This is a genomic window from Bacillus sp. FJAT-27245 (assembly GCF_001273955.1).
Lineage (GTDB): Bacteria > Bacillota > Bacilli > Bacillales > Cytobacillaceae > Bacillus_D.
This window is the reverse complement of the sequence record NZ_LIGI01000001.1, coordinates 4,492,265-4,507,458: the sequence shown is the minus strand read 5'-3', so window position 1 is coordinate 4,507,458 and position 15,194 is coordinate 4,492,265. Positions and strand designations below refer to the sequence as shown.

Sequence of the window (15,194 nt, the reverse complement as noted above, 5' to 3'; positions counted from 1 at the left end):
TTTACTATCTTAACATACTAGCAGAATGTTGGATAGACAGAGGTTTGGCCTATCTTCCTGCCAAGATTTGCTAGTCACTGGTAATGTTCAGATTCCATTCATTTTTTTTATAAAAATAAGAGGCGGAAATTAGTCCCCGCCTCTTTTAAGCATTCCATTCTTATGAATAATTCGGTGCTTCTTTGGTGATTTGGACATCGTGTGGGTGGCTTTCACGCAGGCCGGCACCTGTCATCCGGACGAATTGGCTGTTTTCACGCAATTCCTGCAGGTTTGCCGTTCCACAGTATCCCATTCCGGCCCTTAAGCCGCCGGCAAGCTGATAAATCGTATCGGCAAGCGGCCCTTTATATGGGAGACGGCCCTCGATGCCTTCTGGAACAAACTTTTTACTGTCTTCCTGGAAATAGCGGTCCTTGGAACCTTTTTCCATCGCACCTTCGGACCCCATACCGCGGTATACCTTGAAGCGGCGGCCCTGGAAGATTTCCGTCTCGCCTGGGCTTTCAGTAACGCCCGCGAGCAAGCTTCCAAGCATTACAGCATTTCCTCCGGCCGCAAGTGCCTTGACGATGTCACCGGAGTATTTGATGCCGCCATCGGCAATAATGGTCTTGCCGTGCTTTCGGGCTTCCGTCGCACAGTCATAGATCGCGGTAATTTGCGGTACGCCTATACCAGCAACAATACGTGTTGTACAAATTGAACCAGGGCCGATCCCAACTTTGACAACATCGGCGCCAGCCTTGAATAAATCCCTTGTGCCTTCCGCGGTGGCCACATTTCCGGCAATAATCGGGAGGTTCGGATATTCATTCCGGATTTGGCTGACAGTGTCAAGGACACCCTTTGAATGGCCATGCGCTGTATCGAGGACAATGACGTCAACGTTTGCCCTCACAAGTGCTTCAACGCGTTTCATCGTATCGCCTGTAACGCCGACCGCTGCACCGACAAGGAGACGTCCCTGCTTGTCCTTTGCAGACATCGGGAATTCAATGACCTTCTCAATGTCCTTAATTGTAATTAGCCCCTTCAAGATGCCATTGTCATCCACGAGCGGAAGCTTTTCAATTTTATGGTTCTGGAGGATTCTTTCCGCTTCCTTTAACGTTGTTCCAACAGGAGCAGTAACGAGATTCTCCTTTGTCATAACGTCGGAAATCTTTTTGGAAAAATCATGGTCCTGGATGAACCGCAGATCACGGTTCGTGATGATGCCGACAAGCTTTTGCTCTTCCTCATTGTTCACAATCGGCACACCTGAAATCCGGTATTTGCCCATCAGGTGTTCCGCATCGAAAACCTGATGTTCCGGAGTCAGGAAAAATGGGTCGGAGATAACCCCGGATTCCGAACGCTTAACTTTATCAACCTGTTCGGCCTGCTGCTCGATCGTCATGTTTTTATGGATGACGCCAAGTCCTCCCTGCCGCGCCATCGCGATTGCCATCTCTGCTTCAGTGACCGTATCCATCCCGGCACTGATGATTGGCAAATTCAGCGTTATGTTTTCGCACAGTTCAGTTTGGAGGCTTACCTCTCTTGGCAGCACTTCAGACTTAGCTGGAACGAGCAAAACATCATCAAATGTCAAACCTTCTTTTGCAAATTTGTTTTCCCACATCTTTTTGTCCCTCCAAACCGAAAATATTATTAGTAGAGTATCAATTGGGCAATATACTGTCAAGACAGCGCAGAGAAGTCAGATAATTCAATCGCTGGGTAAATAGCAGCCCCTTTAAAAAATTGGCTCCAATACATGAAAGGAGGAAAGCTTATGTGGCGCGGCTACCGAGGCTGGGAAAGTTTCTCGTTCTTTTTTTCGGCTGAATACGCCCAATCGTATTTGCAGAAACGGTATGAAAAAATTGGCTGTCCGGCCCCGGACCAAAGAAGCTATGAAAATTGCTATCCTTTCCTTTATTATCTTGAGCATGGCAATGTTTATTATTCACAGGCTGCCAAGGCCCCGATTATCCTACAGCCAATCCTTCTTTTTTATGGCCTTGTCCACCTTGCCAAAGCATGCATCCTGACCGAGGATCCTTTTTATCCGGAAACAACGGCCGTCCTGGCTCACGGCGTGTCGGCAAGGAAGCGCAAAAAACAGCAATACCAATTTTTCCATGATGAAGTGAAGTTCCAGAAAAATGGCCTTTTTCCGCATTTATCCGACAAATTGTTTCACATGAAACAGGATGAAGGCGACAAAGTGACAATGGAATCGTTATTAAGGATGATTCCCGAGCTTGAAGGCCTTTTTTGGCAGCTGGAAGGCCAGGCCAATTTCATTCCGCTGCTCAAACAGGATGCTGGCTGGTTCATCTCGGCGAAAGCCCACGATTTGTACCATATGACTGAATCGAGGTTCAAGGAGTACTTTTTCGACCAGTCAGGCATTGCCCTGGAAGAAATGAAGGATGGGCTCGCCAGGCTTTCGGACGAACCAAGCCCGTTTTCTCCGAGCACAAACACGTTGCTGAAGTACGATTATTATAAAAAACGGTTCGTCATGCCGTTAAAGAAAAGCCATCGGTCCCAATTTCCGGAACTGATGGCCCACTACTTGCTGCTGTATAATTTGAGCATGATAGCGCGCTATGAAACGGAATGGTGGGGTGAAGCGGTCAAGATGATGCCTAACCGTGATTACCCCTTCATCCAGTCTTTTTTGAAAATAACCCAGGAAAAAAGCCCGTTCCTCGTTTTCTGCCACTTAACCGCCGGCCTGAGGGACAGCCGTGGCCTTTAAAGCCCGTGAACCAATATCCGTCCGGTAATAAAGTCCGTCTGACAGGACCTTTTCCAGCTCAAGGTAGACATGGTTCCTGGCAGCCTCAATGGATTCGGCTTTTGAACAGGCAAGAAAAACCCTTCCCCCGTCTACATAATAACGGCCGAGCTTATCCCTCTTCGTGCCCGCGTGGAAAATCGCCGTATCCTTCGAAACCTTCTCCAGTCCCTCGACAAGGGCGCCTCGTTCAGGATGATCGGGGTACCCCTTTGCCGCGGCGACAACACCAACCGTGTACAATTCGTCCCATTCAAGCACAGGCTCCTTACCGTCTAGAATTTCACGGATGGCCAAGGCCAGGTCGGATTTCAGCCTAGGAAGGACAACCTGTGTTTCGGGGTCGCCGAATCTCGCATTGAACTCAATCACCTTTGGCCCTTGTTTTGTTAAAATAAGCCCCGCATACAAAACCCCGCAGAAGCTTCTTCCTTCTTCAGCCAGCGCCTTGGCTGCCGGTTGTAAGACTGTCTCAACCGCAGTGCGGACCGCACTTGCAGGAATATGGGGGACCGGAGAATAGGCCCCCATCCCCCCTGTATTTGGCCCAAGGTCTCCATCAAATGCCCGTTTATGGTCCTGGGCAATTTCAAGGGGGACAACTATTTCACCGTTCACTAACGCCATTAGGGAAAATTCCTCGCCTTCCAGGAATTCTTCAATCACAATGGAAGAAGATGAATCACCGAACTTTTTCCCAACAAGCATCTCCTCAACGGCAGTAACTGCCTCCGTTTCTGTAAGGGCGACCGTAACGCCCTTCCCCGCCGCCAGGCCATCAGCTTTTATCACGATCGGAGCGCCGACAAGTTCAATATATTCTTTGGCACTTTCGAAAGAGGTGAAAACTTCATAACCTGCTGTTGGAATGCTGTGCTTTTTCATAAAATCCTTCGCAAATGCCTTGCTTCCTTCAATAAGGGCGGCCTTGCTGCCAGGACCAAAAACCTGGAGGCCCGCTTCCCGGAACCTGTCGGCCAAACCTGATAAGAGAGGCAGCTCAGGGCCGATAATCGTCAAACCAATATTTTTCTCTTTCGCGAAAGAAATGAGTTTTTCATAATCAGTTTCTTCGACCGGTACAAGGGTCGCCGCGTCCTCCATTCCCGGATTTCCCGGTGCAGCAAAAACAGTTTCCACTAAAGAACTTTCCCCAAGCTTCCTGCAAATCGCATGCTCGCGGCCGCCCCTGCCAATCACCAATACATCCATCGTTTTGCCTCCCTAGTGTTTAAAATGCCGTACGCCCGTAAATACCATAGCGATTCCGAATTCATCAGCTTTTTTAATCGAGTCCTCATCGCGGACGGATCCCCCCGGCTGAATAATGGCGGTTATCCCCGCACGGGCCGCCGCTTCCACAGTATCGTCCATTGGGAAAAAGGCGTCGGAGGCCATGGCCGCTCCGTCAGCGAGTCCCCCCGCCTGCTCAAGGGCAATTTTCGCGGCGCCAATCCTGTTCATTTGGCCCGCGCCTACTCCAACAGTCCGAGTCTCGTTCGCAACGACGATCGCATTCGACTTTACATGCTTAACGACTTTCCAGCCGAGCTTCAATGCCTTCCATTCTTCCTCATTCGGCCGCCGCTTCGTCGGAATCACGATGTTGGCATCCTCAATTGAAAGGAGGTCGGGGTCCTGCACAAGCAGGCCGCCTTCAACCGAAACAAGGTTTCTTTCAGTGTTTTTACCTCCCCTGTCCGAAACGGCTAAAAGGCGGAGATTTTTTTTCTTTTGTAAAATCTTAAGTGCTTCTTCCGTAAACGACGGGGCAATGATGATTTCGAGGAAGATATCGTACAGTTTCTCCGCAGCTTTGGCGTCCACTTCCCGGTTAAAGGCAACAATGCCTCCAAAAATGGACACCGGGTCTGCCTCATATGCCTGCAAAAAGGCGGATAGGGTAGTTTCMCCCGTCCCGACCCCGCATGGATTCATATGCTTTACCGCCACGGCTGCCGGCTCCGAAAATTCCCTCACAAGCTGCAGTGCTGCATTCGCGTCATTGATATTGTTATACGACAATTCTTTTCCGTGTAGCTGGATTGCTTCGGAAATCGAACCACTTATCTCGAGCGGATTTTTATAAAAGGCAGCCCTTTGGTGCGGATTTTCACCATATCGGAGCCTGTCCTTCAGTTCGTATGTAACGGTCAGGCACTCCGGGCATTCCTCTCCAGCCAGATCCGTCATATAGGAGGCAATCAGGGCATCATAGGCGGCTGTGTGGCGGAATACTTTCGCAGCAAGCCTCCTCCTTGTCACCCCGTCAACTTCACCTGTTTCTTTCAGCTGGCGCAACACTTCTTCATAATCCATTGGATCGGTGACAACGGTTACGTCCTGGTGGTTTTTCGCTGCCGCCCGGAGCATAGATGGGCCGCCTATATCAATATTTTCAATTGCCTCTTCCACTGTGGTACCGGGTTTTGAGATGGCCTCACGGAATGGATAGAGATTTACGCAAACCACCCCGATTGGCTCAATGCCATGCTCTTCAAGCTGCCGCCTGTGTGCAGGGTCGCCCAATTTTGCCAAGAGCCCGCCGTGGATTTTTGGATTGAGCGTTTTGACCCTCCCCTCAAGAATTTCCGGGAAGCCTGTAACATCGCTGACTCCTGTGACCGGGATCCCAGCCTCCTCGATCGTGCGTTTTGTACCGCCCGTAGAAATGATTTCGTACCCCAGTCCAGACAGGCCTGAGGCAAATCCAACAACCCCAGCTTTATCTGAAACGGAGATTAGTGCCCGCTTTTGTGCCATTTTTGCTTTCCCCCTGCGTATTTATTAACGTTTGAAGCACCGCCGGATAAAGGCTGTGCTCGACTTCCTGTATTTTTGCCTGCAGGCTTTCGTGTGTTTCACCTGAAGAAATTGGTACTTCAACTTGGGTGATGGCCGGTCCGGTGTCCATTCCTTCATCCACGAAATGGACTGTCACGCCAGTTACCGTTGCCCCTGCTGCAAGCGCCTGGCCAATAGCATCCTTTCCGGGATAGGCCGGAAGAAGCGATGGGTGGATATTTACAATCCTGCCTTCATAGGCTGTTAAAAGCACCGGCCCGAGCAGCCGCATGTAGCCGGCAAGGACAATCCAGTCGATGTTTGCTTCGGCCAATTTTTCAGAAATGAGCTTTTCATACTCTGCTTTTCCCGAAAACTCCTTTGGGGTGTATACGAACGTTTCAACGCCAGACGTCCTTGCCCTTTCTACTGCAAAAGCACCAGGCCGGTCACAAACGAGCAGGCAGATGTTTGCTTCAAGCATGCCGTTCCGCACGGCGTCAACGATTGCCTGAAAGTTGGAGCCATTTCCGGACGCAAATACAGCGATGTTTGTCATGAAACCCGAATTCCTTCCCCATCTGCAACATAGCCGATGATTGACGCCCGCTCACCGCTTGCTTCCAGATGCCTGACCAACGCGGGGGCAGATGCTTCATCAATTGCAATCACCATGCCGATGCCCATATTGAAAACATGGTACATTTCTTCCCACCCGATATTCCCAAGCTTTTCGAGCATTGAAAAGACGGGGGGAACTTCCCATATACCGCGGGCAATGTCCGCCCCGAGGCCATCCGGAAGCATTCTCTGGATATTTTCATGGAAACCGCCGCCGGTAATATGGGACATTCCTTTAATCGCGAAATGTTTCAATGCTGATAAAATTGGTTTTACATAGATTCTTGTCGGCTTCAGCAGCTCCTCGCCGAGAGTGCAGCCGAATTCCTCGATGTTTTCATCGACAGCCAGGCCAGCTTTTTCAAAAAAAACCTTCCTTGCCAAGGAGAACCCATTGCTATGGAGCCCGCTCGACGCCAACCCTACAAGGACATCCCCAGCTCGTATGCCGCTTCCGTCGATGACAGCAGCCTTTTCGCATGCTCCGACCGCAAAGCCAGCCAAGTCATATTCTTCAGGCGCATACATACCGGGCATCTCGGCTGTTTCCCCGCCAATCAAGGCGCACCCAGCCTGTTCACATCCATCGGCAACCCCTTTTACAATCGCTTCAATCTGGTCTGGGTCTGCTTTTCCGCATCCAATGTAATCAAGGAAGTATAGCGGCTCCGCGCCTTGGACCACGATATCATTCACGCACATTGCGACCGCATCAATTCCAATCGTGTCATGCCGGCCCGTCTTAAAGGCGAGCATCAGTTTTGTCCCAACCCCGTCCGTACCCGATATGAGGACTGGCTCTTTCAAATTCAAGGCTGATAGATCGAACATCGCCCCAAATCCGCCCAAGCCGCCCATTACTCCAAGCCGGGCCGTTTTCCTGACGTGGCGTTTCATCTTTTCCACCGCTTCATAGCCGGCCTCTATATTAACGCCTGCTTCCTTGTACGCGTTTGACATGGCGTTCTCCCTTCCCTATCCTTCGTCTGTCTTTCGTAAGTCATTTTTGATAATAGTATTGAAGTGAATCCGGATACAGTTCAGTCGGGTATTCACCCGTAAAGCAGGCAAGGCACTGCCCGCAATTTTTCCCCGCATTTGAACGGCCTATTGCCTCGAGCATTCCTTCAGTACTGAGGAATGTCAGCGAGTCGGCGCCAATCAGCTGCCTAATTTCCTCAGGTGAATGGTTATGTGCGATCAATTCTTCCTTTGTGGATGTATCGATTCCGTAAAAACATGGATACTTAATGGGCGGAGAACTGATGGCTACATGCACTTCAAGCGCGCCCGCAGCCTTCAGCATCGCGACAATCCTCCTGCTCGTCGTTCCACGGACAATTGAATCATCGACCATGATGACCCGTTTTCCTTCGACTACGCCCCGTACCGCGGAGAGCTTCATTTTTACCCCCTGCTCCCTAAGAGTTTGGGAGGGCTGGATGAAGGTCCTTCCAACATAGCGGTTTTTGACAAGGCCGAGTTCATAAGGAATGCCCGATGCCTCCGCATAGCCAATTGCCGTCGAAACGCCTGAATCAGGGACAGCGGTCACAACATCCGCTTCAATTCCCGCTTCCAGGGCAAGCCGTTTCCCGAGGTTTTTCCGCGCCGTATGGACATTGATTCCTAGAAGGTTGCTATCAGGACGGGAAAAATAAATGTATTCCATCGTACAGATGGCCTCATCCCTGCTTTCCGCGAAGAATTCCGAATGCAGTCCATCCTTGTTGATGATCAATAGTTCACCCGGCAGGATGTCACGGATGAATTCCGCCCCTATCGCATCAAATGCACATGTTTCCGATGCCACAACGTAGGCTTCGCCGAGCTTACCGAGTGAAAGTGGCCTCAAGCCCTGCGGATCAAGCGCAACCATCAATTCTTTTTCAGTTAAAATGACATAAGCAAATGCGCCTTCAATCTGTTTTAGAGCGCTTTTGACACGATCCTTCAAAAGCCAGCCGCTATTCCTTCTAATCAAATGCGCCAGCACTTCCGTATCCGAACTGGTCTGGAAGATGCTTCCCTGCTGCTCAAGAATCGACTTAATCAGGTTGGCGTTGACAAGGTTGCCGTTATGGGCGAGCGCCATGCTCCCTGTCTGCGAGTGGAAGAGAAGGGGCTGGACATTTTCATATCCGCCCCCGCCTGCCGTCGCATACCGCACATGCCCAATAGCCGCACTCCCGGCCAATTTCGAAAGAACCTGTTCGTTGATAACTTCAGAAACAAGCCCTTCCCCTTTATGCCCGGATAGCTGTTTTCCATCCGATGTAATAATTCCTGTGCCTTCCTGTCCCCTGTGCTGAAGGCTATGAAGCCCATAATACGTAATCCTGGCGGCATTCTCATGCCCCCAGACAGCGAATATACCGCATTCCTCGTTCAGGCCCCTTAGTTCAGCAAGCATGGAATGGCTCCTCTCCAGGCACTTTCCAAATTTTCCACTTTTTCATTGACAGTTGTTTCGCCATTTACCGAAATACTTAAAACAGGTTCACCGGTAACCTGGCCAATCAGCCTGGCTCCTGTTAATGACTCGAATTGCCCCTTGTTCTCTTTTTTCACAGTTAAAAGGAACCTGGACTGTGATTCGCTAAAGAGTGCCGATACCGGATTGCCTTCGAGCGCGACTACCGCGCCAAGACCGGTTGTCCCAAACGTGCATTCCGCGAGGGCAACCGCAAGGCCACCTTCCGAAAGGTCATGCGCGGATTGGACGAGGCCGGACCTGATTGCTTCAAGGATTGCCTTTTGATGTTTCACTTCTATATCAAGGTCAAGTTCAGGGCATTTACCAAAAATGTCGCCGTGGATGAGCTTCTGCAGTTCGGAGCCTCCGAATTCATCCTTCGTTTCACCAAGCAAATAAATGAGGTCGCCATCTTCCTTGAATGCCTGGGTCGTAACATGGCTGATGTCCGAAATCAATCCGACCATACCGATGACTGGCGTCGGGTAAATCGCTTTGCCGTTCGTTTCGTTATAGAGGGATACGTTTCCGCCGATGACCGGCGCATTTAGGGCGAGGCACGCGGCGCTGATACCGTCCGCGGCTTTTTCCATCTGCCAGAAAATTTCCGGCTTCTCCGGACTGCCGAAGTTCAGGTTATCGGTAATTGCGAGCGGCTCTGCACCCGAACAAACAACATTCCTCGCCGCTTCCGCAACAGCTATCCTTCCGCCTGTCTCCGGGTCAAGATAGAGATAGCGTGAATTGCAATCGGTCGTCATCGCGAGCGCCTTTCTGGTGCCACGGATTCTTACCACCGCCGCATCCGATCCCGGTGCCACGACTGTGTTCGTCCGCACCATGTAATCGTACTGGTTATAGACCCATTCCTTTGAAGCAATGGTCGGCTGTTTCAGCAGGCTGATTAGTGTATCTGCAAAGTCATCCACCTTTGGAACCGCATTATCCATTGTCTGGAACTCACGGAAATAATCCGGTTCGGCTGAAGGCTTATGGTAGACAGGTGCATCAAGTGCCAGTGCATCAACCGGAACATCGGCCGCAACCTCGCCGTTATGAATCAGCTTCAGCTTCTTCTCTTCTGTAACAACACCAACTGCAACAGCCTCAAGCTCATATTTTGAAAAAAGGTCAATGATTTCCTGCTCACGGCCCTTTTTGACAACGATGAGCATGCGTTCCTGGGATTCAGACAGCATCATTTCATAGGCAGTCATGCCAGTTTCGCGCTGCGGGACATAGTCAAGGTTCATTTCAATCCCAAACCCGGCTTTGCTTGCCATTTCCGCGCTTGAACTCGTCAGCCCTGCGGCACCCATATCCTGTATGCCGACCAGCGCATCCGATTTTACAAGCTCGAGGCACGCCTCAAGCAAGAGTTTTTCCATGAACGGGTCCCCCACCTGGACTGCAGGACGGTTTTCTTCTGAGTCATTTGTCAGTTCCTCGGAAGCAAAGGTGGCTCCATGAATACCGTCCCTGCCCGTTTTCGCGCCAACATACATGACTGTGTTGCCAACGCCGCTAGCCAGACCTTTTTTCATATCTTTATGGTCAATCAACCCTACGCACATCGCATTTACAATCGGGTTTCCGTCATAGGATGCATCGAATTGGATTTCGCCGCCAACCGTCGGGATTCCGATGCAGTTTCCGTATCCGGCAATCCCCGCAACGACCTCCTTGAAAAGATAACGGACGCGCGCTGAGGAATCGAGCTCGCCAAAGCGGAGTGAGTTCAACAGGGCAACTGGCCTCGCACCCATTGAAAAGATATCGCGGATAATCCCGCCAACCCCGGTCGCCGCTCCCTGGTACGGTTCGATTGCCGATGGGTGGTTATGGCTCTCAATTTTAAAAACAACCGCCTGGCCATCGCCGATATCAACAACACCGGCCCCTTCTCCGGGACCCTGCAGGACGCGTTCCCCTTTTGTCGGGAACTTTTTTAAAATCGGCTTGGAATTTTTATACGAACAGTGCTCTGACCACATAACGGAAAACAGCCCTGTTTCGGTATAGTTCGGAAGGCGGCCGAGAATTTCTTCAATCTTCGTGAATTCTTCATCGGATAGGCCCATTTGGCTGTACAGTTTGTCGGACTTGATTTGTTCCGGTGATGGCTCAAGCTTTAACAACATGTGATTCCCTCCATTGCTTCACGATTGATTGAAATAGCGCCAATCCATCGGCGCTGCCAAGCAGGCTGTCGACTGCGCGCTCGGGATGAGGCATCATGCCAAGGACATTCCCCTGCTCATTGATAATGCCTGCGATATTCTCCAGGCTGCCATTGATGCTTTCTGTATAAGTAAAAACAATCTGGTTATTTTCCTTGAGTTTTGCAAGTGTTTCCGTGTCGCAGAAATAATTCCCTTCCCCATGGGCAACCGGGATGGATAAAATCTGCCCATTTTCATAACCATGTGTGAACATCGTTCGGTTGTTTTCCACCCGTATTTTTGTCGGCGAGCAGATGAATTTAAGGCTCTCGTTCCTTCTGAGCGCCCCTGGTAGGAGCCCTGCTTCGAGAAGGATCTGGAACCCGTTGCAGACACCAAGAATCGGCTTTCCGGCTTTTGCCGCTTTAATGATTTCACCCATGATCGAGCTAAATCGGGCAATTGCCCCGCAGCGCAAGTAGTCACCGTATGAAAATCCGCCCGGCAGAAGGATTCCATCGAATCGCTCCAGGCTGGTTTCCGTATGCCATACATACTCAACTTCCGAACCAAGTTCATCCTTGATTGCATGGTACATATCCGAGTCACAATTTGATCCAGGAAATACAATGACAGCGAATTTCATCGTACTGCAGCCTCCTCAAGTTCATAGCGGAATTCCTCGATAACCGGATTCGCCAGCAGCTTTTCGCACGCCTCCCGTACAACCGCCTCGACATCCCTGCCAGCCGGTTCAATCATCAATTCCATATACTTTCCAATCCTAACATCGGCGATTTCCTCATAACCAAGTGAATGCAGGGCGTTTGATACAGCCTTTCCCTGTGGATCCAGAACGCTTTCCTTTAACGTGACAAACACTTTTACTTTGACCATGATTTAGTTGCCTCCCAATCGGACCAGTATTTTTTCGTACGCTTCGGTAATGCTGCCAAGATCCCTTCTGAATACGTCCTTATCAAGTTTTTCATTTGTCCTTAAATCCCAGAGCCGGCATGTATCGGGCGAAATCTCATCTGCCAGCAGAATCTGGCCGGAAGCGTCCTTGCCAAATTCAAGCTTGAAATCAACCAGCCTGATTCCCAGCCCTTCAAAGAAGGAATTTAGGAATGAATTAACTTCAAGTGCCTTTTGTTTTAAAATTTCAATCTCGCCTGGCGTCGCTGCCTGTAGCTCAAGGATATGGTCCTCGGTAATCAGCGGGTCGCCGAGGCTGTCGTCCTTATAATAAAACTCGACAATCGGCTTCAGGAGTGGCCTTCCTTCTGCGAGCCCAAGGCGTTTCGCCATACTTCCAGCTGTGATATTCCGGACAACCACTTCAAGTGGAATGATTGTGACCCTTTTGACAAGCTGTTCAGTCGGTGAAACTTTTTTAAGGAAGTGGGATTCTATGCCATGATCCTTAAGCTTATTAAAAAGGAGGGAGCTAATTTCGTTGTTCAGCTGGCCTTTCCCGGCAATTTCAGCTTTCTTTTCCCCATTAAATGCGGTAGCGGAATCCTTGTACTCAACAAGGACTGCATGCTCGTCATCCGTACTGTAAACCCGTTTTGCTTTCCCCTCGTACATGAGTTCACCCATCTGTTCCGTCTCCTCTCATTTGCCATTTGCCGGCATGCAGTTTGATGCCCAGATTCCTGACTTTTCAACTTCCAAAAGTGCCTGTTCCGCCGAATCACGAACCAGTGTCGCGTGGCCCATTTTCCGGCCCACCTTCGCTTCGTTTTTCCCATAGAGATGTACATTCCAATTTCGCAGCTCCGGAAGTTTTACGAGTAGCCGCTCCTGGTGCTCACCAAGCACATTGACCATAACCGCCGGGTGCAAAAGTTCTGTCTTTCCTAAAGGCAAATTGCAAACAGCCTTGATATGCTGGGCAAACTGGGATGTTTCACACGCCTCAATCGTGAAATGCCCTGAATTATGTGGCCTTGGCGCAATCTCGTTGATATAGATTGAACCGTCCCGCATCAGGAACATTTCAACTGCAAGCGTTCCGACCATTCCCAAGGCATCCGCCAACCGGACTGCCAATTCCATCGCCTGTTGTACGGCTTCCTTGCCGATTCTTGCCGGTACAATGGTCTGATGGAGGATATTTTTTTTATGAATATTCTCAGCAACCGGGAACACCGCCGTTTCCCCACTCGAATTCCTGGAGGCAATAACCGATATTTCCTTTTCAAATGAGACCCATTTTTCAATGACACACGGTCCCTGCTTGAGCATGTCGGCTGCTGCATCTATCTCTCTATCATTCTTCAAAACATATTGGCCTTTGCCGTCATAACCGCCTGTTGCTGTCTTTACGACGCATGGAAAACCAATCTCATTCACAGCATCAGCTAATTCGGCAGCTGTCCTGGCTGTTTTGTACGGTGCAACGGGCAACCCGGCCTCCGTAATCGCGGTTTTTTCCTTAATCCTGTCTTTTGCGATACTGAGCAATTGGACGCCCTGAGGCACCCAGGTACGGTTGGCAGCAATCTCCAGTGCATTTTCATCAATATTTTCAAATTCATATGTAATGACGTCGCAAATTTCCGCCAGCTCTTTCATTGCAGGGCTGCTGTTGTATGGTGCGATAATTTTATGGTCCGCAACCTGGCCGCACGGTGAATCCGGATTTGGATCCAGGACTGCAATCCTGTAACCCATCGCCTTTGCCGAAAGAGCCATCATCCGGCCAAGCTGCCCGCCGCCTATAATTCCGATTGTTCGCCCCGGCAAAATCACTTTCCTACTCAAGGTGGGCACTGCTTTCGATTGCCGCTTCCTCTGCAGCTTTCCTTATTTTTTGAATCTTTTCGGCAAGTTCACGGTCTTTGGCCGCGAGGATCTGGGCGGCAAGGAGACCTGCATTTTTGGCGCCACTCTCTCCGATTGCAACTGTTGCCACAGGAACCCCTGCTGGCATTTGCACAATCGACAGCAGCGAATCAAGGCCATTCAACGCCTTGGACCGAACGGGTACCCCAATAACAGGAACGATTGTCTTTGCCGCAACCATCCCGGGCAAATGGGCGGCTCCGCCAGCTCCGGCAATAATCACTTCAAAGCCGCGATCCATTGCTTCTTCCGCATAACGAAACATTAAATCCGGCGTCCTATGGGCGGACACTACCTTTTTTTCATATGGCACCCCGAGGGTTTCCAACATATCGCAAGCATGCTTCATCGTCTCCCAATCCGATTTGCTCCCCATAATGACAGCAACCTTCACATCCATCCAACTCCACATCCTTCTAGGCAAAATAAAAAGCCCCGGCCAGAAAGCTTCTCCATTTACAAGAGAAAGCAGTCTGACCAGGGCTATAGACAGTCCTGATACAGTTGCAAAATAGAAGTATGGAAAAATAACGACACCATACCCCTTACCGCGCTACTTTCCCTCATAGTCCAGCAATTTACGGTCGCCGGGTAGAAACTTATGGGCCCTATTCCCATGATTATACGAGGGCATTGCTATTTCATTTGTTGCTTTCATCATAACAGCTATGGTAATTCGAGTCAACAATAAACGAACATTGAAAAAGGTTTAATAGGTATTGTTCGTTTTATGAGGCTGTTTGCCCCTAGCTTAAAGATGAATTGATTAAAATATTATATTTAGGGAAATTTTGCTGATATGTAATTGGGATTGGGGGATTTTACTCAGGAAAAGGCCGCATATTTTTATGGTGATTAAAGGATTGTAGGTAATTGAATAGAGCAATTGCATTTTGCGTTACTTGATGAGAGTCGCTTTGCTGTCCATCTAACGGGGTATGCGACAACCAAAAAACCGGAGTCGTTCTGTTGGTGGTTACTCATAGGGGGGTTATCTCGCGGGAGTTTCGTTGGTTTCTAAAATGAGGCTGCGTTGGGACAGCAAATGATGTTTTCTTAACTTCGGTGTCCGAATAAAGCAAGTATTCGGACACAAGTCCCTTGTAAACTTACTTTACTGTTCAAGCATCGGGCTGCTTTGGATACATAACCCCTGGAAATTCACTTTACTGTCCAAACAAGGGTATCTTTGGACACACCGGGTTTCCGACAACGATTGGAGGTTCCTTAACTTCACTGTCCAAGTGAGGCGGCGATACACCAACTAATTTACACTGCCGATTTAGTTCTTTGCTGTCTCTCAAATAGAAAGAAAGGTTTCTGATGGCTGGCAGTTCATTCACATTTTCTTCCCACACCAAAAAAGGCAACCCATTAAAAGGTTGCCTTCCATTTTGTTTGCCCGGCAGCGTCCTACTCTCACAGGGGCAAGGCCCCAACTACCATCGGCGCTGAGAAGCTTAACTTCCGTGTTCGGTATGGGAACGGGTGTGGCCTTCTCGCC

At 49.8% G+C, this 15,194-nt stretch carries 13 protein-coding genes, 1 rRNA gene and 1 riboswitch; of the genes, 1 reads left to right on the top strand and 13 read right to left on the bottom strand.

The genetic code is table 11. From position 1 onward, the window contains the following. Positions 1 to 160: 160 nt before the first annotated feature. Positions 161 to 1,627, bottom strand: coding sequence for an IMP dehydrogenase (gene guaB, locus ADU24_RS21925; protein WP_053368640.1), 1,467 nt, complete (start codon positions 1,625 to 1,627; stop codon positions 161 to 163). A gap of 153 nt (positions 1,628 to 1,780) precedes the next feature. On the opposite strand from guaB, the gene ADU24_RS21920 reads away from it, so the two are divergent. After that, positions 1,781 to 2,755 (top strand): YaaC family protein, encoded by a 975-nt coding sequence (locus tag ADU24_RS21920; protein WP_053368639.1) that lies wholly within the window; start codon positions 1,781 to 1,783, stop codon positions 2,753 to 2,755. Here the strand turns inward: ADU24_RS21920 and purD are convergent. The 12 genes from purD to rrf form a co-directional block, all read right to left on the bottom strand. After that, positions 2,720 to 4,006: a phosphoribosylamine--glycine ligase gene (purD, locus tag ADU24_RS21915; protein ID WP_053368638.1), complete on the bottom strand. Its 1,287-nt coding sequence runs from the start codon at positions 4,004 to 4,006 to the stop codon at positions 2,720 to 2,722. The genes ADU24_RS21920 and purD overlap by 36 nt on opposite strands. Positions 4,007 to 4,018: 12 nt before the next feature. After that, positions 4,019 to 5,557 (bottom strand): bifunctional phosphoribosylaminoimidazolecarboxamide formyltransferase/IMP cyclohydrolase, encoded by a 1,539-nt coding sequence (gene purH, locus ADU24_RS21910; RefSeq protein WP_053368637.1) that lies wholly within the window; start codon positions 5,555 to 5,557, stop codon positions 4,019 to 4,021. Continuing rightward, entirely contained in the window at positions 5,520 to 6,137 is a 618-nt protein-coding gene (purN, locus tag ADU24_RS21905; protein ID WP_053368636.1) for a phosphoribosylglycinamide formyltransferase, read from the bottom strand. Before purN ends, purH begins: the two co-directional genes overlap by 38 nt. After that, entirely contained in the window at positions 6,134 to 7,159 is a 1,026-nt protein-coding gene (purM, locus tag ADU24_RS21900; RefSeq protein ID WP_053368635.1) for a phosphoribosylformylglycinamidine cyclo-ligase, read from the bottom strand. The genes purN and purM overlap by 4 nt, the downstream gene beginning before the upstream one ends. Positions 7,160 to 7,199: 40 nt before the next feature. Beyond that, positions 7,200 to 8,612 carry an amidophosphoribosyltransferase gene (gene purF, locus ADU24_RS21895; protein WP_053368634.1) on the bottom strand — a complete coding sequence of 471 codons (1,413 nt, stop codon included), beginning with the start codon at positions 8,610 to 8,612 and terminating at the stop codon, positions 7,200 to 7,202. Beyond that, a complete protein-coding gene (gene purL / locus ADU24_RS21890) occupies positions 8,597 to 10,816 on the bottom strand; it encodes a phosphoribosylformylglycinamidine synthase subunit PurL (protein ID WP_053368633.1) in 2,220 nt (739 codons plus the stop codon). Before purL ends, purF begins: the two co-directional genes overlap by 16 nt. Beyond that, entirely contained in the window at positions 10,800 to 11,483 is a 684-nt protein-coding gene (gene purQ, locus ADU24_RS21885) for a phosphoribosylformylglycinamidine synthase subunit PurQ (protein WP_053368632.1), read from the bottom strand. The genes purL and purQ overlap by 17 nt, the downstream gene beginning before the upstream one ends. Further along, positions 11,480 to 11,734 (bottom strand): phosphoribosylformylglycinamidine synthase subunit PurS, encoded by a 255-nt coding sequence (gene purS / locus ADU24_RS21880; RefSeq protein WP_053368631.1) that lies wholly within the window; start codon positions 11,732 to 11,734, stop codon positions 11,480 to 11,482. Before purS ends, purQ begins: the two co-directional genes overlap by 4 nt. Before the next feature lie 3 nt (positions 11,735 to 11,737). After that, the gene (gene purC / locus ADU24_RS21875; RefSeq protein ID WP_053368630.1) at positions 11,738 to 12,442 is read right to left on the bottom strand and encodes a phosphoribosylaminoimidazolesuccinocarboxamide synthase; all 705 of its coding nucleotides are present in this window, start codon (positions 12,440 to 12,442) and stop codon (positions 11,738 to 11,740) included. 15 nt (positions 12,443 to 12,457) lie between these two features. Then, positions 12,458 to 13,609: a 5-(carboxyamino)imidazole ribonucleotide synthase gene (gene purK, locus ADU24_RS21870; protein ID WP_053368629.1), complete on the bottom strand. Its 1,152-nt coding sequence runs from the start codon at positions 13,607 to 13,609 to the stop codon at positions 12,458 to 12,460. After that, positions 13,602 to 14,090 (bottom strand): 5-(carboxyamino)imidazole ribonucleotide mutase, encoded by a 489-nt coding sequence (purE, locus tag ADU24_RS21865; protein ID WP_053368628.1) that lies wholly within the window; start codon positions 14,088 to 14,090, stop codon positions 13,602 to 13,604. The genes purK and purE overlap by 8 nt, the downstream gene beginning before the upstream one ends. 146 nt (positions 14,091 to 14,236) lie before the next feature. Beyond that, positions 14,237 to 14,338, bottom strand: a riboswitch (purine riboswitch). Between the two features lie 762 nt (positions 14,339 to 15,100). After that, a 5S ribosomal RNA gene (rrf, locus tag ADU24_RS21860) occupies positions 15,101 to 15,193 on the bottom strand. Between the last annotated feature and the right edge of the window lies 1 nt (position 15,194).

What these genes read in the sequence shown, in the direction of transcription:
- purD (WP_053368638.1), bottom strand. Translation starts at nt 4,006, where the DNA reads ATGGATGTATTGGTGATTGGCAGGGGCGGCCGCGAGCATGCGATTTGC.
- guaB (WP_053368640.1), bottom strand. Translation starts at nt 1,627, where the DNA reads ATGTGGGAAAACAAATTTGCAAAAGAAGGTTTGACATTTGATGATGTT.
- ADU24_RS21920 (WP_053368639.1), top strand. Translation starts at nt 1,781, where the DNA reads ATGTGGCGCGGCTACCGAGGCTGGGAAAGTTTCTCGTTCTTTTTTTCG.
- purQ (WP_053368632.1), bottom strand. Translation starts at nt 11,483, where the DNA reads ATGAAATTCGCTGTCATTGTATTTCCTGGATCAAATTGTGACTCGGAT.
- purS (WP_053368631.1), bottom strand. Translation starts at nt 11,734, where the DNA reads ATGGTCAAAGTAAAAGTGTTTGTCACGTTAAAGGAAAGCGTTCTGGAT.
- purE (WP_053368628.1), bottom strand. Translation starts at nt 14,090, where the DNA reads ATGGATGTGAAGGTTGCTGTCATTATGGGGAGCAAATCGGATTGGGAG.
- purF (WP_053368634.1), bottom strand. Translation starts at nt 8,612, where the DNA reads ATGCTTGCTGAACTAAGGGGCCTGAACGAGGAATGCGGTATATTCGCT.
- purM (WP_053368635.1), bottom strand. Translation starts at nt 7,159, where the DNA reads ATGTCAAACGCGTACAAGGAAGCAGGCGTTAATATAGAGGCCGGCTAT.
- purC (WP_053368630.1), bottom strand. Translation starts at nt 12,442, where the DNA reads ATGGGTGAACTCATGTACGAGGGGAAAGCAAAACGGGTTTACAGTACG.
- purN (WP_053368636.1), bottom strand. Translation starts at nt 6,137, where the DNA reads ATGACAAACATCGCTGTATTTGCGTCCGGAAATGGCTCCAACTTTCAG.
- purL (WP_053368633.1), bottom strand. Translation starts at nt 10,816, where the DNA reads ATGTTGTTAAAGCTTGAGCCATCACCGGAACAAATCAAGTCCGACAAA.